General features: G+C 40.9%; 23 protein-coding genes. 22 read left to right on the top strand and 1 reads right to left on the bottom strand.

Annotated elements, in window-relative coordinates:
* The first annotated feature begins 37 nt into the window (after positions 1 to 37).
* The 13 genes from rlmD to whiA all read left to right on the top strand — a co-directional run bounded on the left by rlmD (position 38) and on the right by whiA (position 12,480).
* A complete protein-coding gene (rlmD, locus tag AC3E7H_RS04515; RefSeq protein WP_490676178.1) occupies positions 38 to 1,405 on the top strand; it encodes a 23S rRNA (uracil(1939)-C(5))-methyltransferase RlmD in 1,368 nt (455 codons plus the stop codon).
* Between the two features lie 117 nt (positions 1,406 to 1,522).
* Positions 1,523 to 2,281 carry a triose-phosphate isomerase gene (gene tpiA / locus AC3E7H_RS04510; protein ID WP_000087902.1) on the top strand — a complete coding sequence of 253 codons (759 nt, stop codon included), beginning with the start codon at positions 1,523 to 1,525 and terminating at the stop codon, positions 2,279 to 2,281.
* A gap of 124 nt (positions 2,282 to 2,405) precedes the next feature.
* On the top strand, positions 2,406 to 4,142 hold the full coding sequence (locus tag AC3E7H_RS04505; protein ID WP_075228089.1) for an ABC transporter ATP-binding protein: 1,737 nt from the start codon (positions 2,406 to 2,408) through the stop codon (positions 4,140 to 4,142).
* Between the two features lie 10 nt (positions 4,143 to 4,152).
* A complete protein-coding gene (locus tag AC3E7H_RS04500) occupies positions 4,153 to 5,934 on the top strand; it encodes an ABC transporter ATP-binding protein (protein WP_490676177.1) in 1,782 nt (593 codons plus the stop codon).
* Positions 5,935 to 6,083: 149 nt separating this feature from the next.
* Complete coding sequence (locus AC3E7H_RS04495) at positions 6,084 to 6,602, top strand: Dps family protein (RefSeq protein ID WP_490676176.1); 519 nt, start codon at positions 6,084 to 6,086, stop codon at positions 6,600 to 6,602.
* A 127-nt stretch (positions 6,603 to 6,729) separates the two neighbouring features.
* Positions 6,730 to 7,236 carry a dihydrofolate reductase gene (locus AC3E7H_RS04490; protein ID WP_490676175.1) on the top strand — a complete coding sequence of 169 codons (507 nt, stop codon included), beginning with the start codon at positions 6,730 to 6,732 and terminating at the stop codon, positions 7,234 to 7,236.
* Positions 7,236 to 7,406, top strand: a complete 171-nt coding sequence (locus AC3E7H_RS04485; protein ID WP_000442255.1) for a hypothetical protein — start codon at positions 7,236 to 7,238, stop codon at positions 7,404 to 7,406. Before AC3E7H_RS04490 ends, AC3E7H_RS04485 begins: the two co-directional genes overlap by 1 nt.
* Positions 7,407 to 7,437: 31 nt before the next feature.
* Positions 7,438 to 8,670 carry an ATP-dependent Clp protease ATP-binding subunit ClpX gene (gene clpX, locus AC3E7H_RS04480; RefSeq protein ID WP_006145154.1) on the top strand — a complete coding sequence of 411 codons (1,233 nt, stop codon included), beginning with the start codon at positions 7,438 to 7,440 and terminating at the stop codon, positions 8,668 to 8,670.
* Positions 8,671 to 8,678: 8 nt separating this feature from the next.
* Positions 8,679 to 9,266 (top strand): ribosome biogenesis GTP-binding protein YihA/YsxC, encoded by a 588-nt coding sequence (gene yihA / locus AC3E7H_RS04475; RefSeq protein ID WP_049494688.1) that lies wholly within the window; start codon positions 8,679 to 8,681, stop codon positions 9,264 to 9,266.
* A 9-nt stretch (positions 9,267 to 9,275) separates the two neighbouring features.
* A complete protein-coding gene (locus tag AC3E7H_RS04470; RefSeq protein WP_173274640.1) occupies positions 9,276 to 9,656 on the top strand; it encodes a RidA family protein in 381 nt (126 codons plus the stop codon).
* A gap of 51 nt (positions 9,657 to 9,707) precedes the next feature.
* Positions 9,708 to 10,598, top strand: coding sequence for an RNase adapter RapZ (rapZ, locus tag AC3E7H_RS04465; protein ID WP_490676174.1), 891 nt, complete (start codon positions 9,708 to 9,710; stop codon positions 10,596 to 10,598).
* Positions 10,595 to 11,572, top strand: coding sequence for a YvcK family protein (locus AC3E7H_RS04460; RefSeq protein ID WP_490676173.1), 978 nt, complete (start codon positions 10,595 to 10,597; stop codon positions 11,570 to 11,572). Before rapZ ends, AC3E7H_RS04460 begins: the two co-directional genes overlap by 4 nt.
* The gene (gene whiA / locus AC3E7H_RS04455) at positions 11,569 to 12,480 is read left to right on the top strand and encodes a DNA-binding protein WhiA (RefSeq protein WP_414316498.1); all 912 of its coding nucleotides are present in this window, start codon (positions 11,569 to 11,571) and stop codon (positions 12,478 to 12,480) included. The genes AC3E7H_RS04460 and whiA overlap by 4 nt, the downstream gene beginning before the upstream one ends.
* Positions 12,481 to 12,512: 32 nt before the next feature.
* Here the strand turns inward: whiA and AC3E7H_RS04450 are convergent, their stop codons facing one another.
* Positions 12,513 to 13,481, bottom strand: a complete 969-nt coding sequence (locus tag AC3E7H_RS04450) for an NAD(P)/FAD-dependent oxidoreductase (protein WP_490676172.1) — start codon at positions 13,479 to 13,481, stop codon at positions 12,513 to 12,515.
* A 134-nt stretch (positions 13,482 to 13,615) separates the two neighbouring features.
* Between AC3E7H_RS04450 and cdaA the strand changes: the two genes are divergently transcribed.
* The 9 genes from cdaA (at position 13,616) to AC3E7H_RS04405 (ending at position 22,622) form a co-directional block, all read left to right on the top strand.
* Positions 13,616 to 14,473, top strand: coding sequence for a diadenylate cyclase CdaA (cdaA, locus tag AC3E7H_RS04445; RefSeq protein WP_045763531.1), 858 nt, complete (start codon positions 13,616 to 13,618; stop codon positions 14,471 to 14,473).
* On the top strand, positions 14,460 to 15,251 hold the full coding sequence (locus AC3E7H_RS04440; protein ID WP_490676171.1) for a CdaR family protein: 792 nt from the start codon (positions 14,460 to 14,462) through the stop codon (positions 15,249 to 15,251). Before cdaA ends, AC3E7H_RS04440 begins: the two co-directional genes overlap by 14 nt.
* 22 nt (positions 15,252 to 15,273) lie before the next feature.
* The gene (glmM, locus tag AC3E7H_RS04435; protein WP_490676170.1) at positions 15,274 to 16,623 is read left to right on the top strand and encodes a phosphoglucosamine mutase; all 1,350 of its coding nucleotides are present in this window, start codon (positions 15,274 to 15,276) and stop codon (positions 16,621 to 16,623) included.
* Positions 16,624 to 16,688: 65 nt separating this feature from the next.
* Positions 16,689 to 17,063 (top strand): DUF1149 family protein, encoded by a 375-nt coding sequence (locus AC3E7H_RS04430; RefSeq protein ID WP_001050093.1) that lies wholly within the window; start codon positions 16,689 to 16,691, stop codon positions 17,061 to 17,063.
* Positions 17,064 to 17,066: 3 nt separating this feature from the next.
* On the top strand, positions 17,067 to 17,915 hold the full coding sequence (locus tag AC3E7H_RS04425) for a DegV family protein (RefSeq protein ID WP_000762149.1): 849 nt from the start codon (positions 17,067 to 17,069) through the stop codon (positions 17,913 to 17,915).
* 273 nt (positions 17,916 to 18,188) lie between these two features.
* The gene (gene dapB / locus AC3E7H_RS04420; protein ID WP_000027911.1) at positions 18,189 to 18,956 is read left to right on the top strand and encodes a 4-hydroxy-tetrahydrodipicolinate reductase; all 768 of its coding nucleotides are present in this window, start codon (positions 18,189 to 18,191) and stop codon (positions 18,954 to 18,956) included.
* Entirely contained in the window at positions 18,953 to 20,152 is a 1,200-nt protein-coding gene (locus AC3E7H_RS04415) for a CCA tRNA nucleotidyltransferase (RefSeq protein ID WP_081478792.1), read from the top strand. Before dapB ends, AC3E7H_RS04415 begins: the two co-directional genes overlap by 4 nt.
* Positions 20,149 to 22,017: an ABC-F family ATP-binding cassette domain-containing protein gene (locus tag AC3E7H_RS04410; protein WP_001279094.1), complete on the top strand. Its 1,869-nt coding sequence runs from the start codon at positions 20,149 to 20,151 to the stop codon at positions 22,015 to 22,017. The genes AC3E7H_RS04415 and AC3E7H_RS04410 overlap by 4 nt, the downstream gene beginning before the upstream one ends.
* Positions 22,017 to 22,622, top strand: coding sequence for a hypothetical protein (locus AC3E7H_RS04405; RefSeq protein ID WP_000391483.1), 606 nt, complete (start codon positions 22,017 to 22,019; stop codon positions 22,620 to 22,622). Before AC3E7H_RS04410 ends, AC3E7H_RS04405 begins: the two co-directional genes overlap by 1 nt.
* Positions 22,623 to 22,652: the final 30 nt, after the last annotated feature.

The raw sequence follows: 22,652 nt of genomic DNA, 5'->3' as shown, positions 1-22,652 counted from the left end.
TCTTAACCATTGAGAAACTACGTGGTATAATAGACTTATGAATCTAAAAGTCAAACAAAAAATTCCATTAAAAATCAAGCGCATGGGGATTAACGGGGAAGGAATTGGTTTTTTCCAGAAAACCCTCGTTTTTGTTCCAGGTGCCCTCAAGGGAGAAGATATCTATTGTCAGGTGACTTCGGTTAAGCGTAACTACGTTGAGGCTAAACTGCTTGAGGTCAATAAAAAATCTAAGTTTCGAGTGGTTCCAGACTGTACCATTTATAATGAGTGTGGAGGCTGTCAAATCATGCACCTGCACTATGACAAACAGCTGGAGTTCAAGACGGATCTCCTCCATCAAGCTCTGAAGAAATTTGCACCTGCAGGCTATGAAAATTTTGAGATTAGACCAACCATTGGTATGCAGGAACCAAAGTATTATCGAGCTAAACTACAATTCCAAACTCGAAAGTTTAAAGGTCAAGTCAAGGCAGGTTTGTATGCTCAGAATTCCCACTATCTAGTCGAGTTAAAGGACTGCCTAGTTCAAGACAAGGAAACGCAAGCGATTGCCAATCGCATTGCTGAACTCTTGACCTATCATCAAATTCCGATTACGGACGAACGGAAAATTCTGGGTGTTCGGACCATCATGGTTCGCCGAGCACGGAAAACTGGGCAAGTTCAGATTATCATTGTGACCAATCGCCAATTAAATCTGACTCAATTTGTGAAAGACCTAGTCAAGGATTATCCTGAAGTAGTGACTGTCGCAGCCAATACCAATACCGCTAAAACTAGTGAGATTTATGGGGACAAGACAGAGATTATTTGGGGACAGGATAGTATTCGTGAGGGTGTATTAGACTATGAGTTTTCTCTCTCACCACGAGCTTTTTACCAACTCAATCCTGAACAGACTGAAATCCTCTATAGTGAAGCCGTTAAGGCCTTGGACGTAAATGAGAATGACCATCTGATTGATGCCTACTGTGGTGTTGGAACCATTGGTTTTGCCTTTGCCAAAAAAGTTAAAAGTCTGAGAGGGATGGATATTATTCCAGAAGCTATTGAGGATGCCAAAGAAAATGCCCAGCGCATGGGTTATACCAATACTCACTATGAGGCTGGAACTGCAGAAGAAATCATCCCTCGTTGGTACAAGGAAGGTTATCGTGCCGATGCCTTGATTGTAGACCCGCCTCGTACAGGTTTAGATGACAAACTCTTGGATACCATCGTTAAATACGCTCCTGAAAAGATGGTCTACATTTCCTGCAATGTATCTACCCTGGCGCGTGATTTAGTCCGCTTGGTTGAAGTCTATGACCTGCATTATATCCAGTCTGTTGATATGTTTCCTCACACGGCTAGGACAGAAGCAGTGGTCAAATTAACTCGGAGAAAGACAGACTCTAAATAGAATTGACGACTGGAAAGTATTTGAAAAGAAGACTTCTGGTTACAGAGTAAGATTTGCAAGCTATCTATAAATATGATAAAATAAGTAGAAAATAAAATGAAAAAAGAGGTATGTGAAATGTCACGTAAACCATTTATTGCTGGTAACTGGAAAATGAACAAAAACCCAGAAGAAGCAAAAGCATTCGTTGAAGCTGTAGCATCAAAACTTCCTTCATCAGACCTTGTTGAAGCAGGTATCGCAGCTCCTGCAGTTGATTTGACTACTGTACTTGCTGCTGCTAAAGGTTCAAACCTTAAAGTTGCTGCTCAAAACTGCTACTTTGAAAATGCTGGTGCTTTCACTGGTGAAACTAGCCCACAAGTTTTGAAAGAAATCGGTACTGACTACGTTGTTATCGGTCACTCAGAACGTCGTGACTACTTCCACGAAACAGACGAAGACATCAACAAAAAAGCAAAAGCAATCTTTGCTAACGGCATGCTTCCAATCATCTGTTGTGGTGAGTCACTTGAAACTTACGAAGCTGGTAAAGCAGCAGAATTCGTAGGTGCTCAAGTTTCAGCTGCTCTTGCTGGATTGACTGCAGAACAAGTAGCTTCATCAGTTATCGCTTATGAGCCAATCTGGGCTATCGGTACTGGTAAATCAGCTTCACAAGACGACGCACAAAAAATGTGTAAAGTTGTTCGTGACGTTGTAGCTGCTGACTTCGGTCAAGAAGTAGCTGACAAAGTACGTGTTCAATACGGTGGTTCAGTTAAACCTGAAAACGTTGCTGAATACATGGCTTGTCCAGACGTTGACGGAGCTCTTGTTGGTGGTGCATCCCTTGATCCAGAAAGCTTCTTGGCATTGCTTGACTTTGTAAAATAGTCTTTAAATATCTGAGACAGACAGTTCCCTCTCTCGAGGTTTTGGCTGCCTGTCTTCTTTTTAGTAAAATGGCGTGCGAAAGCACGCTCTTTTCTGCATTTTAGAAGAAAAAGAAAGGAGAATTATGCTTTATATTTGGTCTTATCTCAAACGCTATCCCAAGTGGTTAGTGTTAGACTTTCTCGGGGCAATTTTCTTTGTCATTGTCAATCTAGGTTTACCAACAGTTTTAGCCCGCATGATTGACCAGGGAATCAACCAAGGTGATCAGGATAAACTCTATTTTTGGGCCGTAATCATGTTGGTTATTATCGTCTTGGGAACATTTGGACGGGTTGTTCTGGCTTATGCTGCTAGTAAACTGACCACGAATATGGTTAAGGACATGCGGGATGATGTCTATGCTAAGCTGCAAGAGTACTCTCATCATGAGTACGAGCAAATTGGTGTGTCTTCACTAGTCACTCGTATTACTAGTGATGCCTTTGTCCTCATGCAGTTTGCGGAACAAACGCTTAAGTTGGGTGTTATCACTCCTATGATGATGTTATCAAGTATTCTCATGATTTTCTTGACGAGTCCTTCACTGGCCTGGATTGTCGCTTTTTCCGTTCCTTTTCTAGCTGTAGTAGTCATTTATGTGGCGGTCAAAACCCGTCCTTTATCTGAAAAACAACAGAAAACACTGGATAAGATTAACCAGTATGTCCGTGAAAATTTGATGGGACTACGAGTGATTCGTGCCTTTGCTCGTGAAGACTTCCAAGAAAACCGTTTTGAAGAGAAAAATGCAATCTATGCAGACAATTCCAATCGCTTGTTCAAATTGACTGGTTTGACGGAACCACTTTTTGTGCAAATCATTATTGCCATGATTGTAGCTATCGTTTGGTTTGCTCTAGACCCTCTCAAACAAGGAAGTTTGCAGATTGGGGATTTGGTAGCCTTCATCGAGTATAGTTTCCACGCCCTCTTGTCCTTCCTCTTCTTGTCAAACCTTTTTACCATGTATCCTAGAACGGCCGTATCCAGTGAACGTTTGAAGGAAATCATGGACATGCCCATTTCCATTGATCCAAATGAGGACGGAATTCAAGAAACAGAAACACATGGTTACTTAGAATTTGATAATGTGACCTTTGCCTATCCTGGGGAAACAGAAAGCCCTGTCTTACATAACATTTCCTTTACTGCTAAACCGGGAGAAACCATTGCTTTTATCGGTTCGACTGGGTCAGGTAAGTCTACTCTGGTTCAATTGATTCCTCGATTCTACGATGTTACGCTAGGGAAAATTAAGGTTGATGGTGTTGATGTACGGGATTACCGTCTCAAATCACTCCGTCAGAAGATTGGATTTATTCCACAAAAGGCCTTGCTTTTTACTGGGACTATCGCAGACAATCTCCGTTACGGGAAAGAGGATGCCAGTCATGAGGACTTGCACCAAGCAGCTGATGTAGCCCAAGCCAAAGACTTTATCGAAAGTCGAGAAGAAGGTTTCGCAACGCATCTGGCCGAAGGGGGAAGCAATCTATCAGGTGGTCAGAAACAACGTTTGTCGATTGCACGAGCAGTTATCAAGGGTCCAGATATCTATATCTTTGACGATTCTTTCTCAGCCTTGGACTACCGTACAGATGCTATCTTACGCCGTCGTCTCAAGGAAGTGACTCAAGATGCAACGGTTTTGATTGTCGCTCAACGTGTTGGAACTATCATGGATGCTGACCAGATCATTGTCCTTGATAAGGGTGAAATCGTTGGTCGTGGCCGTCATGAAGAATTGATGGAGACCAATGACATCTATCGAGAAATTGCTGAGTCGCAGCTGAAAAATGCGTCTCTGACAGAAGAATAGGAGGTAAAGGATGAAACAACAATCTAGTCTAGCTCGTCTATGGAGCTATTTAAAAGCCTACCGTTTTTCTGTTTTCTTTGCAGTCTTTTTGAAGATAGTCAGCGTTATTATGAGTGTTATCGAGCCTTTCGTATTAGGGCTTGCCATCACAGAATTAACCAGTAATCTTCTTGATATGGCAAATGGTGTTGCAGGAGCGGGTATCAATACCAGCTATATCGCAGTAATTCTAGTAATCTATCTCTTGCGTGGGCTTCTTTACGAGTTGGGGTCTTACTACTCAAATTACTTTATGACCAATGCGGTGCAGTCCATGATACAGGATTTGCGAAATGAAATGAGCGAAAAAATCAACCGCATCCCTGTGTCCTACTTTGACAAGCACCAGTTTGGAGATTTGTTAGGTCGTTTTACCAGTGATGTTGAAACTGTTTCAAACGCTCTACAACAATCTTTCTTACAGATTATCAATGCAGTCTTTACCATTCTTTTTGTTATGGGAATGGTCCTCTATTTAAATATTCAGTTAGCTATCATTGTTATCTTGTCGATTCCGATAACTTATTTTGGGGCTAAAACAATTCTGAATCGTTCGCAGCCATACTTTAAACAGCAGGCAGCCATTCTAGGACGTATGAATGGATTTGTACAGGAAAACTTGACAGGTTTCAATGTCCTCAAACTTTTTGGTCGTGAAGAGAACTCTCAAGAGAGGTTTGAGAAGATTACGGATGAATTGCAACAGGTCGGATTTAAGGCTAGCTTTATTTCAGGATTGATGATGCCAGCCCTTCATATCGTGTCTGATTTAACATACTTAATTGTAGCTGTCTTAGGTGGATTGCAGGTTATTGCAGGGCGCTTGACGATTGGTAATATGCAAGCTTTCGTTCAGTATGTGTGGCAAGTTAGCCAGCCGATCCAAAATATCACTCAATTAACTGGACAAATGCAAAGTGCTAAGTCTTCGCTTGATCGTGTCTTCGAAGTTCTAGATGAAAAGGAAGAAGTCCAAACTGCTGAAGTGAAAGAACTTGCACCATTGACAGGTCAAGTTAGTTTCAAAAATGTCGATTTCCAATATGTAGAAAACAAACCATTGATTCGCAATTTTAACTTAGATGTTGAACCTGGAGAGATGGTAGCTATCGTTGGACCTACTGGAGCGGGGAAAACAACCTTGATTAACCTTCTCATGCGTTTTTACGATGTGACAGCTGGTGCCATTTTAGTGGATGGGCAAGATATTCGTGACCTGTCTCGTCAGGACTATCGTCGCCAGTTTGGTATGGTCTTACAGGATGCCTGGCTCTATGAAGGCAGTATCAAGGAAAATCTTCGCTTTGGAAATCTTGAGGCAACAGATGAAGAAATCGTTGAAGCTGCTAAGGCGGCCAATGTTGACCACTTTATCCGCACCCTTCCTGGTGGCTACAACATGGAAATGAACCAAGAGTCAAGTAATATTTCTCTTGGGCAAAAACAGTTGCTAACTATCGCGCGTGCACTCTTAGCGGATCCAAAAATTCTAATCCTTGATGAAGCAACCTCATCAGTCGATACACGCTTAGAGCTTTTGATTCAAAAAGCTATGAAGCGTTTGATGAAGGGAAGAACAAGCTTTGTCATTGCCCATCGACTTTCGACTATTCAGGAAGCTGACAAGATTTTGGTGCTGAAAGATGGACAGATAATCGAACAGGGAAATCATGAAAGTCTCTTAAATGCCAAAGGATTTTATTATGATCTTTATCAAAGCCAATTCTCTAGTAAAAAAAGTGAAAATAGCTAGGATAAATAACCACTCATTTTCTTAAATTATCAGTCAATTAGAACTTTTTTAATATGAGTTAATTTCCTTGCTTTTGTCTACTAGGAGTAGTATACTGAGATAGTAATCAATAAATATGGTTACAAAAATAATATTATGAGGTGAGAAAAATGGTAGAATTGAAAAAAGAAGCAGTAAAAGACGTAGCAACATTAACTAAACCAGCGGCAGAAGCGCTAGCAAAAACAAAGGAAGTGCTTAACCAAGCAGTAGCAGACTTGTATGTGGCTCACATTGCCCTTCACCAAGTACACTGGTACATGCGTGGTCGTAGTTTCCAAGTATGGCATCCTAAGATGGATGAATACATGGACAGTCTAGATGCTTACCTTGACGAAATCAGTGAACGTTTGATTACTCTTGGTGGTAAACCTTACTCTACTTTGACAGAGTTCCTTCAACACAGTGAAATCGAAGAAGAAGAAGGAGAATTCCGTAACGTTGAAGAAAGCTTGGAGCGTGTTCTAGCTATTTATCGTTACCTTATCACTCTATTCCAAAAAGCTTTGGATGTAACTGATGAAGAAGGCGATGATGTAACAAACGATATCTTCGTTGGAGCTAAGGCAGATCTTGAAAAAACTGTCTGGATGCTTGCAGCAGAATTGGGACAAGCACCTGGATTGTAAGATACTCTATTTTGTCAAAAATCCGTAGAGAACTTCTACGGATTTTTTCTATTCAGGAGGGCATTCCAAAACAGTCTTTTTTTAAGATTTTTGATAAAATAGAACTATCAATAAAAAGGATGAAAGCATGACAAAGAAAATCGTAGCCATCTGGGCACAAGATGAAAAGGGTGTAATCGGAAAAGAGGATCGCTTACCATGGCATTTGCCAGCAGAGTTAAAACATTTTAAAGAAACAACCTTGAATCATGCCATCTTGATGGGACGTGTCACCTTTGATGGGATGGGGCGACGTTTGCTTCCAGGACGTGAGACCCTGATTTTGACGCGCAATCCTGAAGAGTCAATTGAGGGTGCTCTGGTTTTCCAAAATGTTGAGGACGTTTTAGACTGGTATCAGAACCAGGATAAAAATCTCTATATCCTTGGGGGCAAGCAGATTTTCCAGCTTTTTGAAGCTTATCTTGATGAGATTATTGTGACACAAATTCATGCTCAAGTTGAAGGGGATACTTATTTCCCAGCAGATTTTGACTTGACGGTTTTTGAGACTCTTGCAAGTAAATCTTATACTAGAGATGAGAAAAATGCCTATGATTTCACCATCGAATATAGAAAGAGAAAGGAAGTCTAATGGAGCGTAGTATTTTTGGATTTTTTACAGCTCTTTTGTGTGCTGTTTGTCTTGTAGCTGGAACACACGCTTTTCGTAAAAAGCGCTTTGGACTTGCTACTCTACTTTGGCTTAATGCTTTTACAAACTTGGTGAATAGCATTCATGCTTTTTATATGACCTTATTTTAGATAGAAAAATCATTTAGAACGGAAGGGAATCATGCCTACAAATAGGAAAAATGATATGATGGTTTATTGCTCATTTTGTGGCAAAAGCCAAGAAGAAGTTAAAAAAATAATCGCTGGGAACAACGCTTTTATCTGTAATGAGTGTGTGGAGTTAGCCCAGGAAATCATTCGTGAGGAGTTGGCAGAGGAAGTCCTGGCAGACTTGTCTGAAGTACCAAAACCAATCGAACTCTTAAACATCTTGAACCACTATGTGATTGGTCAAGATCGTGCCAAACGTGCCTTGGCAGTGGCTGTATATAACCACTACAAACGCATCAATTTCCATGACACTCGTGAAGAGTCAGAAGATGTGGATTTGCAAAAATCAAACATTTTGATGATTGGCCCAACTGGTTCAGGGAAGACTTTCCTTGCTCAAACTCTTGCTAGAAGTTTGAATGTACCATTTGCCATTGCAGATGCAACAGCTCTTACTGAGGCTGGTTATGTAGGTGAGGACGTGGAAAATATCCTCCTCAAACTCTTGCAGGCAGCTGACTTCAACATCGAACGTGCAGAGCGTGGAATTATCTACGTCGATGAGATTGATAAGATTGCTAAGAAGAGCGAAAATGTTTCCATCACACGTGATGTTTCTGGTGAAGGTGTGCAACAAGCCCTCCTTAAGATTATCGAAGGTACAGTAGCAAGTGTTCCTCCACAAGGTGGACGCAAACATCCACAACAAGAAATGATCCAAGTAGATACCAAGAATATCCTCTTCATCGTGGGTGGTGCCTTTGATGGAATCGAAGAAATTGTCAAACAGCGTCTTGGTGAAAAAGTCATCGGTTTCGGACAAAATAACAAGGCTATTGATGAAAACAGCTCATACATGCAAGAAATCATTGCAGAAGATATTCAAAAATTCGGTATTATTCCTGAATTAATTGGACGCTTGCCTGTCTTTGCAGCCTTGGAGCAGTTGACAGTAGATGACTTGGTTCGCATTTTGAAAGAGCCAAGAAATGCCTTGGTTAAACAATACCAGACCTTGCTTTCATATGACGATGTTGAGCTTGAATTTGACGATGAGGCTCTCCAAGAGATTGCTAACAAAGCTATTGAACGTAAGACTGGTGCGCGTGGGCTTCGCTCAATCATCGAAGAAACCATGCTAGATGTTATGTTTGAAGTTCCAAGTCAAGAAAATGTGAAAACAGTTCGTATCACAAAAGAAGCAGTTGATGGAACAGCTAAGCCAATCCTAGAGACAGCCTAGAGGTGACTATGGAAATCAATACACACAATGCTGAGATTTTGCTGAGTGCAGCTAACAAATCTCACTATCCACAGGATGAACTTCCAGAAATTGCGCTCGCAGGTCGCTCAAATGTTGGGAAATCAAGCTTTATCAACACTATGCTTAACCGTAAGAACCTAGCTCGGACATCAGGGAAACCTGGTAAAACTCAGTTGCTGAACTTTTTTAACATTGATGATAAGATGCGTTTTGTAGATGTACCTGGTTACGGTTATGCCCGTGTGTCCAAAAAGGAACGCGAAAAATGGGGACGCATGATTGAGGAGTACTTAACCACTCGTGAAAATCTTCGAGCAGTTGTCAGTCTCGTTGACCTTCGTCATGATCCGTCAGCAGATGATGTACAGATGTACGAATTTCTTAAATATTATGAGATTCCTGTCATCATTGTGGCGACCAAGGCAGACAAGATTCCGCGTGGGAAATGGAACAAGCACGAATCAGCCATTAAAAAGAAATTAAACTTTGATCCAAGTGATGATTTTATCCTCTTTTCATCCGTAACAAAAGCAGGAATGGATCAAGCTTGGGATGCTATTTTAGAAAAATTGTGAGGAATATATATGGCAAAAACAATTCATACAGACAAGGCTCCAAAGGCAATCGGACCTTATGTTCAAGGAAAAATCGTTGGGAACCTTTTGTTTGCTAGCGGTCAAGTTCCTTTATCTCCTGAAACTGGAGAAATCATAGGAGAAACGATTCAAGAACAGACCGAACAAGTCTTGAAAAACATTGGAGCTATTTTGGCAGAAGCAGGCACAGATTTTGACCACGTTGTTAAAACAACTTGTTTCTTGAGTGATATGAACGACTTTGTACCTTTCAATGAGGTATACCAAACAGCCTTTAAAGAGGAATTTCCAGCTCGTTCAGCTGTAGAAGTAGCTCGTCTACCTCGCGATGTAAAAGTCGAAATTGAAGTCATCGCTGAGATTGGATAAGCGAGTTGAAGTTTGGTTCTTCCAAACTTCTTTTGATATAAGGAGACTATGATGACAATGAAACAACTTCACCTGGTGATTGTAACAGGGATGAGTGGTGCAGGGAAAACTGTAGCCATTCAATCCTTTGAGGATTTAGGATATTTTACCATTGATAATATGCCACCAGCTCTATTGCCAAAGTTTTTGCAGTTGGTAGAGACCAAGGATGACGACCACAAGTTAGCCCTAGTGGTGGATATGCGAAGTCGCTCTTTCTTCTCAGAGATTCAGGCTGTCTTGGACGAATTGGAAAACCAAGATGATTTGGACTTCAAGATTCTCTTTTTGGATGCGGCAGATAAGGAATTGGTGGCACGCTATAAGGAAACTAGAAGAAGCCATCCTCTGGCAGCAGATGGTCGTATCTTAGATGGAATCAAGTTGGAACGTGAACTCTTGGCTCCATTAAAAAATATGAGCCAAAACGTGGTAGACACGACAGAGTTAACTCCACGTGAACTTCGTAAGACCATTGCAGAGCAGTTTTCAGATCAAGAACAGGCTCAGTCCTTCCGTATTGAGGTTATGTCTTTCGGGTTTAAATATGGCATTCCTATTGATGCTGACTTGGTATTTGATGTTCGTTTCCTCCCAAATCCCTACTATCTACCAGAACTTCGCAATCAGACGGGTGAAGACCAGGCCGTTTATGACTATGTTATGAATCATGAGGAATCTGAGGATTTCTACCGCCATTTGTTAGCCTTAATTGAACCAATTCTACCAGGTTATAAAAAAGAAGGAAAATCTGTTTTAACCATTGCAGTAGGTTGTACAGGTGGACAGCACCGAAGTGTTGCCTTTGCAAAGCGTTTAGCAAATGATTTATCTAAGAATTGGTCTGTAAATGAAAGTCATCGTGATAAAGACCGAAGAAAGGAAACGGTAAACCGTTCATGAGAAAACCCAAAATTACGGTGATTGGTGGAGGAACTGGAATTCCTGTTATTTTAAAAAGTTTGCGGGAAAGAGATGTTGACATTGCAGCCATTGTAACTGTTGCTGATGACGGAGGTTCTTCAGGTGAACTGCGTAAAAATATGCAGCAGTTGACACCACCTGGAGATTTACGCAATGTGCTTGTTGCCATGTCAGATATGCCAAAGTTCTATGAAAAGGTTTTTCAATACCGCTTCTCGGAAGATGCAGGTGCCTTTGCTGGACATCCTCTGGGGAATATTCTCATAGCAGGGCTTTCTGAAATGCAGGGCTCAACCTATAACGCCATGCAATTGCTGAGTAAATTTTTCCATACGACTGGAAAGATTTATCCATCTAGTGATCATCCCTTGACCTTGCATGCAGTCTTTAAAGATGGTTCAGAAGTAGCTGGGGAAAGTCACATTGCAGACCATCCAGGCATGATTGATCATGTTTACGTCACCAATACCCTGGATGATGAAAAACCACAAGCAAGTCGTCGAGTTGTTAATACCATTCTTGAGAGTGATATGATTGTCTTAGGGCCGGGTTCACTCTTTACCTCCATTTTGCCGAATATCGTCATTGAAGAGATTGGGAAAGCCCTTCTTGAAACCAAAGCAGAGGTGGCTTATGTTTGCAATATCATGACCCAACGTGGTGAGACTGAGCATTTTACAGATAGTGATCACGTAGAAGTTTTGCATCGTCATTTGGGTAGACCATTTATTGATACTGTTCTTGTTAATATCGAGAAGGTACCTAGAGATTATATGGATACCAACCGTTTTGATGAGTATTTAGTACAGGTTGAGCATGATTTTGAAGGCTTACGTAAGCAAGTCCCACGTGTCATTTCATCCAACTTCCTACGTTTGGAAAATGGTGGCGCCTTCCACGATGGGGATTTAATCGTTGATGAATTGATGCGCATCATACAGGTGAGAAAATGAGTTTCACAGTAGCAGTAAAAGAAGAAATCCTAGGTCAGCACCATCTGAGTCGCTATGAGTTATCAGCCATTATCAAGATGTCTGGAAGCGTAGGTTTGTCGAGTTCTGGCTTGACCTTGTCCGTTGTTACAGAGAGTGCCAAGCTTGCCCGCCATCTCTATGAATCTTTCTTACACTTCTATGGCATCAAGTCGGAGATTCGTCACCACCAGAGAAGTAATCTACGGAAAAATCGTGTTTATACTGTGTTTACAGATGAGCAAGTTCAAGAACTTTTAGCGGACTTGCGTTTGGCCGATTCTTTCTTTGGTCTGGAGACGGGAATTGATCCAGATATTTTAGGAGATGAAGAAGCAGGACGTGCCTATCTCTGTGGAGCCTTCTTAGCGAATGGCAGCATTCGTGATCCCGAGTCAGGCAAGTATCAGCTGGAAATTAGTTCAGTTTATCTAGATCATGCTCAAGGGATTGCTTCGCTTTTGCAGCAGTTTTTGTTAGATGCCAAGGTGATTGAACGAAAAAAAGGTGCAGTGACCTATCTCCAGCGAGCAGAAGATATTATGGATTTCCTGATTTTGGTGGGAGCCATGCAGGCGCGAGATACTTTTGAAGGTGTCAAGATTCTCCGAGAAACTCGAAATGACCTCAATCGTGCCAATAATGCAGAGACAGCTAATATTGCACGTACTGTTTCAGCGAGTATGAAAACTATTAATAATATCAGTAAAATCAAAGATAGAATTGGATTGGATAATCTGCCAGCAGATTTGCAGGAAGTTGCCCGTCTGCGTATTCAGCATCCAGACTATTCTATTCAAAAGTTGGCAGATAGTCTGACAAATCCCCTAACCAAAAGTGGTGTCAATCATCGCCTGAGAAAGATCAACAAAATTGCGGATGAACTGTAAAACCACGAATCGTATGATTCGTGGTTCTTTTCTTATAGACTTGTAGAGTGTTTTGGTTGTACTTTTTGTTCGGGGTCGATATAGTTGATAGCATTATTAACAGCAGTTGGTGCTTCACCTAGACCAGTCGCAATCAAGTCAATCTTGCCTTCGTAGTAGCAGCAGTCACCGATAGCATAAATTCCAGCTTGGCTTGACTCTTGCTTGCTATTGACGATAATCTTGTGGCGGTTCAGTTCTAATCCCCATTTTTTAAGATTACCTACAGAAGATTTAAAGCCATAGTTGACAAAGAGGTGTTCCAATTCAATGGTTTCGGTTTCATCGGATTTGACTTTTGTGATTTCAAGCTTGTTAAGAGTTTGGCCGTCACCAAGAAGTTGACTCGGCACAAATGGTGTTTTGATAGTTACAGAAGACTCTTGCAAGGCTTGGACGCTATGCTCAAGTGCACGGAAGTTATCGCGACGGTGAACAAGTGTAGTTGGAGCAATCTTTTCAAAAGCTAAAGCCCAGTCAACGGCAGAGTCACCACCGCCCAGAATGGTTACCTTCTGACCAGCGTATTGTTGAATGTTAGAAACGTGGTAGTGGATATTGTCATAGCCTTCAACACCTTCTAATTCGAGTGGACGTGGTTTAAAAGCACCGCCTCCCATAGCAATAATAACGGTTTTAGAAGTATGATTTCCCTTATTAGTTGTAATCTTAAAAACATCATCCTCTTTTTCAATCTCAAGAACAGTTTCATTGAGGTGAACAGGTGTCTCAAACCCTTCAAGTTGTTCCAAAAGGCGGTTAGTCAATTCTTCCCCTGTGAGGTTTGGAAAACCTGGAACATCGAGAATTTGTTTTTCAGGATATAGGATGGCAGGTTGACCACCTAGTTGAGGAAGAGAATCGATGATTTGTACTTTGGCTTGACGAAGGTGAGCATAAAAGGCTGCGAAAAGACCGACAGGTCCACCTCCTACAATGGTAATATCATATAGTTCAGACATGGTTTCTCCTTAATTCATTTCTATCATTTTATTCTATCATATTTTCTACCAATTTAAAATGAAGTAGGGGGAAGAAAATTTTCATATAAAATGATATAATAAAGAGTAGCTTTTTTATGGAGAGGAGGCCTAGAATGAATTTTCAACAATTATCTAATCTTCAATACTGGTCTAGTTTATTTTCCAGTCCTTGGAGTATTCTGATAAATGTGATTGATATTCTTATCGTTGCCTATATCTTATACCAATTTACAAAATCAATTGCAGGAACCAAGATTATGATCCTGGTTCGAGGTGTTTTAGTGTTTATCTTAGCTCAGATAGCAGCAAATACCCTAGGCTTGACGACTATTTCTTGGTTGATCAATCAATTGATTACTTACGGTGTTATCGCAGCGGTTGTTATTTTCTCTCCAGAAATTCGGACAGGTTTAGAGCGATTAGGACGTGCGACTGATTTCTTTTCAAGTACACCAATGAGTTCGGAAGAACAGATGATTCAGGCCTTTGTTAAAGCAGTTGAATATATGAGCCCGCGAAAAATTGGAGCACTTGTATCAGTTCAGCGTGTTAGAACCTTGCAGGAATATATTTCCACGGGGATTCCTTTAGATGCTAAGATTTCTGCAGAACTCTTAATCAATATCTTCATTCCAAACACACCTTTACATGATGGTGCAGTCATTATAAAAGGTGATCGAATAGCTGTAACATCTGCTTATCTTCCGCTTACTGAAGACACTGGTATTTCTAAGGAGTTTGGAACGCGACACCGTGCAGCCATTGGTTTATCTGAGGTTTCTGATGCTCTCACTTTTGTGGTATCAGAGGAAACTGGAGGTATTTCCATTACCTATAATGGTGTCTTTAAGCATGATTTAACGATGGAAGAATTTGAGGAAGAGCTACGTCGTATACTGATTCCGGAAAATTCACAAGAGCCAAGCTTAACAGAGCGTATATTAGGAGGCTGGAAGAATGAAAAAAAATAGTTTATATATCATCTCCTCACTCCTCTTTGCTTGCGTTTTGTTTATTTACGCTACCTCTATTAATTACCAAAATAATAATAATGCAAGACCGGCTCGAACAGAAACCTATACTAATACGGTCGTAAATGTACCGATTGACATTCAGTACGATAGTGAGCAGTACTTTATTAGCGGTTTTAGTTCAGAAGTAACGGTATTTTTAACTGGATCCAATCGAGTAACCTTAGCTAGTGAGATGCAAGAAAGCACTCGTAAATTTAAGGTTACTGCAGATTTAACACAGGCGACAGAAGGAACCGTTGAAGTTCCCTTGACAATTGAAAATCTTCCGAACGGTTTAACAGCCCTAGCAACACCGCAGAAAATCACCGTTAAAATTGGGAAGAAAGCAACACGGGATAATTTACCAGTCACTCCACAGATTGACTCTGGTAAGGTTGATGAACGAATTCTTATCGATAGTGTGACTGTTTCAGATGAACGCGTTTCGGTTACTAGTGATGTTGATACCTTGTCTAAGATTGATAAGATTGTGGCTGTTTTACCAACTAGTGAAAAAATTACAGGAAATTATACAGGTTCAGTTCCTCTACAAGCTATTGATAAGAATGGAACAGTTTTACCAACGGTGATTACACCGTATGAAACAACCATGAAGATAACAACGAAACAAGCTAGATCAGCTAGTAGTTCAAGCTCTTCAACTACTAGCTCATCTTCAACGAAATCTTCTACTGCAGAGTCTGAAACCAAACCAGACTCTTCAAAGAAAGACTAAAAAAATTAGAAAAGGATATAACATGGGTAAATATTTTGGAACGGACGGAGTCCGTGGAGAAGCAAACGTAGAATTGACGCCAGAATTAGCTTTTAAATTGGGACGTTTTGGAGGTTATGTTCTCAGTCAACATACGACTGAAGCACCAAAAGTTTTTGTAGGACGTGACACTCGTATCTCAGGTCAAATGCTAGAAGCGGCTTTGATTGCTGGTCTCCTTTCAGTCGGAATTCACGTTTATAAACTAGGCGTTCTTGCAACACCAGCAGTAGCTTATCTTGTTAAAACAGAAGGTGCGAGCGCAGGTGTTATGATTTCAGCTAGTCACAACCCAGCCCTTGATAACGGAATTAAATTCTTTGGTGGTGACGGCTTTAAACTAGACGATGACAAAGAAGCAGAAATCGAAGCCTTGCTAGATGCCAGTGAAGATACTCTCTCACGTCCAAGTGCAGAGGGCTTAGGTACGGTTGTTGACTACCCAGAAGGTTTACGTAAGTATGAAGCCTATCTTGTTTCAACTGGTACTCCTCTTGAAGGGATGAAGGTTGCCTTGGACACTGCTAATGGAGCAGCTGCAACAAGTGCTCGTCAAATTTTTGCAGACCTAGGTGCTCAATTAACAGTTATCGGAGAAACTCCAGATGGCCTTAATATCAACTTGAACGTTGGTTCAACTCATCCAGAAGCTTTGCAAGAACTTGTAAAAGAGAGTCAATCTGCCATTGGTTTAGCCTTTGATGGTGATAGCGACCGTTTGATTGCCGTTGATGAAAATGGCGAAATTGTCGATGGTGACAAGATTATGTACATTATTGGTAAATACCTTTCTGAAAAAGGTCAGTTGGCCCAAAACACCATCGTAACAACCGTTATGTCTAACCTTGGTTTCCATAAGGCCTTGGATCGTGAAGGGATCAATAAGGCAGTTACTGCTGTTGGAGACCGCTATGTCGTTGAAGAAATGAGAAAATCTGGCTACAATCTCGGTGGTGAGCAGTCAGGTCACGTTATCCTGATGGACTACAATACAACAGGTGATGGTCAGCTTTCAGCAGTTCAATTGACGAAGATCATGCAAGAAACAGGTAAGAGTTTGTCTCAATTGGCCTCAGAAGTGACAATTTATCCACAAAAATTGGTCAATATCCGTGTGGAAAATGCCATGAAAGAAAAAGCTATGGAAGTGCCAGCTATCAAGGCTATTATCGAGAAAATGGAAGCAGAAATGGCAGGCAATGGTCGCATCCTCGTTCGCCCAAGTGGAACGGAGCCACTCTTGCGTGTCATGGCTGAAGCACCAACCACTGAGGAAGTAGACTACTATGTAGACACTATCGCTGAAGTTGTTAAAACTGAGATTGGTATTTAGTAAATCTAGCAGAAAATAAAAAAATATGGTACAATGGCAACTATATTGTACCAATGGAGATGAAAATGAATTTAAAACGTGAACAAGAATTTGTTAGTCAGTATCACTTCGATGCGCGTAACTTTGAATGGGAAAATGAAAATGGAGCACCTGAAACTAAGGTTGATGTAAACTTCCAGTTGCTTCAGCATGATCAAGAAAATCAAGTTACCTCTTTAGTAGTTGTTTTGAGCTTTATGATTGTCTTTGATAGATTTGTCATTAGTGGAACGATTTCTCAAGTCAATCATGTTGAAGGTCGTATTATTGACCAACCAAGTGATTTCAGCCAAGAAGAGGTTGAGACACTAGCTCGTCCATGTTTGGATATGCTTAATCGTTTGACTTATGAAGTAACAGAAATTGCCCTTGATTTACCGGGAATTAATTTGGAGTTTTAAGAAATGAAATTAGCGGTCATAACAGACTCGTCTGCTTTTCTACAAGCGGAAACCTTGCGGAAAGAAGATTTATTTGTGCTAGACATTCCTGTGAATATCGATGGACAGGAGTATGTTGAAGGTGTAAATCTAACCGCTCAAGAATTTTATGAAAAAATGGCTTCAGCAAGCGAATTGCCAAAAACGAGCCAACCAAGTATTGCCAAGTTAGATGAAATTTTATCATCATTAAAAGCTAAAGGCTATACACATGCCTTGGGTCTTTTCCTATCTTCTGGAATTTCAGGGTTTTACCAAAATATCCAATACATGAAGGATGAGTTTGAAGGTTTGACCATTGCTTTTCCAGATACTCGAATTACAAGTGCTCCTTTAGGATACATGGCTGAAAGTGTCTTTAAATGGGCAGAGCAAGGAGATGGCTTTGAGTCTATCTTAGATAAAGTAACTGAACAGATTGAAAATACCTCAGCCTTTATTATGGTGGATGATCTTGACCATCTAGTTAAGGGGGGACGTCTTTCAAATGGTGCAGCCATTTTAGGGAATCTCCTTAGTATCAAGCCAATCCTATACTTCAATGACCAAGGTGTGATAGAAGTATATGAAAAGGTTCGTACAGAGAAAAAGGCTACCAAACGCTTGGTTGAAATTGTTAAAGAAGCAACAGCTATTGGGAATTACCAGATTACTGTCATTCACGGGAATGCTCCTCAAAAAGCAGCAGATTTACGTCAACTTTTGATCGATGGTGGAGTGGCTACAGATGTTTCAATTGCAACCTTCGGTAGTGTTATTGGGACTCACCTGGGAGAAGGAAGTATTGCTTTGGGCTATACACCCATAATCTAGACTATTTTTAGGGGCAACTAAGGTCCTTTGTATCTTGAAATTCAACACGCCTGAAACCCTGTGTGAAAAAGATAGTTCTTCCAAGAAGTATACACTCCTTGACCAGACCTCCTATTTTCACTTTGTGTTCTTACAGGCTTTGTATCTTAAAATTGAACACGGACTATCTGCCTCTTGAAAAAAGATGCCTGTCTTGCCTTTCGTGGAAAGTCAGCGCCATTCCCTATTTTTTATGGGCAGCTAACGTCCTTTGTATCTTAGATAGGAGTAAAGATGAGTATTCGAGTAATTATTGCTGGTTTTAAGGGAAGAATGGGCCAATCTGCTTGTCAGATGGTTTTGTCAGATCCTGAACTTGAACTGGTAGCGGTTTTAGATCCTTTTGAGTCTGCATCTGACTGGCAGGGAATTTCAGTATTCAATGATAAGAATGACTTGGCAGGTATTGAGGCAGATGTATGGGTGGACTTTACAACACCAGCTGTTGCCTATGAGAATACCCGTTTTGCGCTTGAAAATGGCTTTGCTCCTGTCGTTGGAACAACAGGTTTCACTAGTCAAGAGATTGAAGACCTAAAAGAATTTTCTCGTTCTAAAAACTTGGGTGGCTTGATTGCTCCTAACTTTGCCTTGGGTGCTGTCTTACTCATGCAATTTGCGACACAAGCTGCAAAATACTTCCCAAATGTAGAGATTATTGAGCTTCACCATGACAAGAAAAAAGATGCTCCTAGCGGAACAGCTATCAAAACAGCGGAATTGATGGCAGAAGTTCGTAAGTCTATCCAACAAGGTGCGAGTGATGAGGAAGAACTCATTTCAGGTGCACGTGGTGCTAACTTTGATGGTATGCGAATCCACTCAGTCCGTTTGCCAGGTTTGGTAGCTCATCAGGAAGTTATATTTGGAAATCAGGGAGAAGGATTGACCCTACGTCATGACTCCTATGATCGTAGCTCCTTCATGACAGGGGTGAATTTGGGAATCAAAGAAGTTGTCAAGCGTCATGAGCTTGTCTATGGATTAGAACACTTATTATGAGATTAACACAAATGCCTTCTGAATTTCAGAAGGCTTTACCAGTATTAGAAAAAATTAAAGAGGCTGGCTTTGAAGCCTATTTTGTTGGGGGCTCTGTTAGGGATGCCCTACTTAATCGTCCCATCCATGATGTGGATATTGCGACGTCATCTTATCCAGAAGAGACCAAGCAGATTTTCCCTCGTACAGCTGACATTGGGATTGAGCATGGAACCGTCTTGGTTTTAGACGGAGATGAAGAGTACGAAGTGACCACTTTTAGAACTGAGGATGTCTATGTAGACTACCGTAGACCAAGTTCAGTTTCTTTTGTTCGTTCGCTAGAAGAGGACCTCAAACGACGTGATTTCACAGTTAATGCCTTTGCCTTAGATGAGATGGGCGAAATCATTGATTTGTTTGATGGTTTGAGAGATCTAGAAAATCAAGTTTTACGAGCAGTTGGTGTAGCTAGTGAGCGTTTCAACGAAGATGCCCTACGCATCATGCGTGGCTTTCGTTTTCAAGCCAGTCTTGGTTTTGAACTCGAGCAAGAAACCTTTGAAGCGATGAAAACCTTAACGCCACTCTTAGAGAAAATTTCTGTGGAACGTACTTTTGTTGAATTTGATAAACTTCTTCTGGCTCCTCATTGGCGAGTAGGTCTGTCTTCTATGATTGCAAGTAAAGCTTATGATTATTTTCCAGATATGGCTGGTAGTCAGGACAAACTCCAATCTTTGTTTGACTTAGAGGCTGATCTTACCTTTGAATCTTCTGAGCAAGCCTGGGCTGCACTCTTATGGGTTTTAGAAGTGGAAGATGCTCAACAATTTTTGAAACATTGGAAAACTTCTCGTCAATTTGCCAAGCAAGTTCAAGATTTACTTACGATCTTAGAACTTCGTGAAGAAGGAGAACTAAGCAAGCGCGATTGTTACCGCTTTGATCTAGATTTACTTTTACAGGCTGAAAATCTTCGTCAGGCTCAAGGAAAAGAAGTCAATCCACAGGCCATCACAGAGACTTATCACAGCCTAACTATCCATGATAAGAAAGAAATTCAAATCAATGGTGGGATTTTGATCAAAGAATATGGCTATCAACCAGGACCAGAAATGGGAGAAATTTTAGCAGAGATTGAGTATGCTATTGTGGATGGAGATTTGGAAAATAACTTGGAAGCTATTCATGCCTACTTGAGGGAGAAAAAATGAGTGATTTTATTGTTGAAAAACTAAGTAAATCCGTTGGAGACAAGACTGTCTTTAAGGATATTTCCTTTATCATTCATGACTTGGACAGAATCGGTCTTATCGGCGTCAATGGAACTGGGAAAACAACCCTTTTAGATGTACTTTCAGGAGTTTCTGGTTTTGATGGTGATGTGAGCCCTTTTTCGGCAAAAAATGATTACAAGATTGGCTATTTGACTCAGGACCCAGATTTTGATGATAACAAGACTGTCTTGGATACTGTTCTATCGAGTGATTTGAAAGAAATCCAGTTGATCCGTGAGTATGAATTGCTCATGCTCAACTACAGTGAGGATAAGCAGGCACGTTTGGAAAGGGTTATGTCAGAGATGGATTCCCTCCAAGCTTGGGAAATTGAGAGTCAGGTCAAGACCGTTCTCAGCAAGTTGGGTATTCAGGATTTATCAACTCCCGTTGGAGCCCTATCAGGTGGTTTGCGAAGACGGGTTCAGTTGGCGCAAGTCCTTCTGGGCAACCATGATCTTCTGCTTCTTGATGAGCCTACCAACCACTTGGATATTGCCACCATTGAGTGGCTAACCCTCTTCTTGAAAAATTCCAAGAAAACAGTGTTATTTATCACCCACGACCGTTACTTCCTAGATGCGCTCTCAACGCGAATCTTTGAGTTAGACCGAGCTGGTTTGACCGAATATCAAGGAAATTACCAAGACTATGTTCGTCTCAAGGCTGAACAGGATGAGCGCGACGCAGCTCTTCTTCACAAAAAGGAACAACTCTATAAACAGGAATTAGCCTGGATGAGAAGACAACCACAAGCTCGTGCAACCAAGCAACAGGCGCGTATTAATCGTTTCCATGACTTGAAGAAGGAAGTTTCAGATAATAGTGTTGAGACAGACTTAAGCATGAATTTTGAAACTAGCCGTATCGGTAAAAAGGTCATCGAGTTTAAGGATGTTTCCTTTGCCTATGACGACAAACAGATTCTGCAACATTTTAACCTTTTGGTTCAAGCCAAAGACCGTATCGGAATCGTTGGTGACAATGGTGTTGGGAAGTCAACCCTTCTTAACCTAATTGCAGGAAGTCTTGAACCAACTGATGGACAAGTTATCATCGGCGAAACGGTTCGCATCGCCTATTTCTCTCAACAAATCGAAGGCTTGGATGAGAGTAAGCGGGTTATCAATTATCTGCAGGAAGTGGCAGAAGAGGTTAAAACTAGCGGTGGCTCTACGACCTCTATCGCTGAGTTACTAGAACAATTTCTCTTCCCGCGTTCAACACACGGTACTTTGATTGAGAAGTTGTCTGGTGGTGAGAAAAAACGACTTTACCTCCTTAAACTACTCCTCGAAAAACCCAATGTGCTCCTCTTGGATGAGCCAACTAATGACCTAGACATTGCAACCTTAACTGTTCTAGAAAATTTCTTACAAGGTTTTGCAGGTCCAGTCTTAACAGTTAGTCACGACCGCTATTTCCTTGATAAAGTTGCGACTAAGATTCTTGCTTTTGAGAATGGTAGCATTCGTCCTTTCTTTGGGCATTATACCGACTACCTAGATGAAAAAGCCTTCGAAGCAGAAGCGACAAATCAAGTTCAAAAGGCTGAGAAGGAAAAAGTCGTCAAAGTTCGTGAAGAAAAGAAACGCATGACCTACCAAGAAAAGCAAGAGTGGGCAAGTATTGAAGGTGACATCGAAGCCTTGGAAAACCGTATCTCTGTCATTGAAGAGGAAATGCAGGCTAATGGCTCGGACTTTGGGAAGCTAGCTACTCTTCAAAAAGAGTTAGATGAGAAGAATGAAGCCTTGCTTGAAAAATATGAACGCTATGAATATTTAAGTGATTTGGCGTAATGGAAGAAAAAATTATCAAATGGAGCAGTAAGAAAATCATTTGGACTATTGTTCTCTGCTTCCTTGAGTTAGCTTTTCTTCTTTGGATCCTATCTTTTATGATGACCTATCCCAAGGAGGCACCTGTGGGATTGGTGGCATTAAGACTCTTTGTCTTATTCTTAATCATCATTGTTGGATGGATTTTGTATGAACGTTTGCGACTTCTTTTTTCAGATAAAGAGTATTTGAAATGTACGGCCCAAGGTTTTTCCTATAAGCCACATCCTAAAAAAGATTGGCAGTTTTATTCCTGGGGGCAGGTAGAAACATTTTCTCTAATGAGAATCAAGGGTGGTAGAAGTTCAAGGGATTTTTATACTATTGAAGTTCATTTTAATGATAAAGATCTTTTGAAAACCAACTCTTTATGGAATCGTCTACGAAGTAGATTTTCGACTGCAAAGCAAGCAAATTTTTTGAAAATCCCAATCTACTTGCTGGATGTCGGTTTACCGCGAAGAGTATTTGAAACCATGTCCTACTTTGAGCGAGAGTGGCGCATCCAACAAAATCGTCAACGCAATCAAAACTCTAAAAGCAAAAAAAAGGCAAGAGTTCATTAAACGAGCAATAGTTACAGATTTGATCAGAAG

The organism is Streptococcus sp. SCPM-O-B-15304 (M98) (assembly GCF_058200215.1).
The sequence above is the reverse complement of the archived record's forward strand: the minus strand, read 5'-3'. Positions and strand labels throughout refer to the sequence as shown.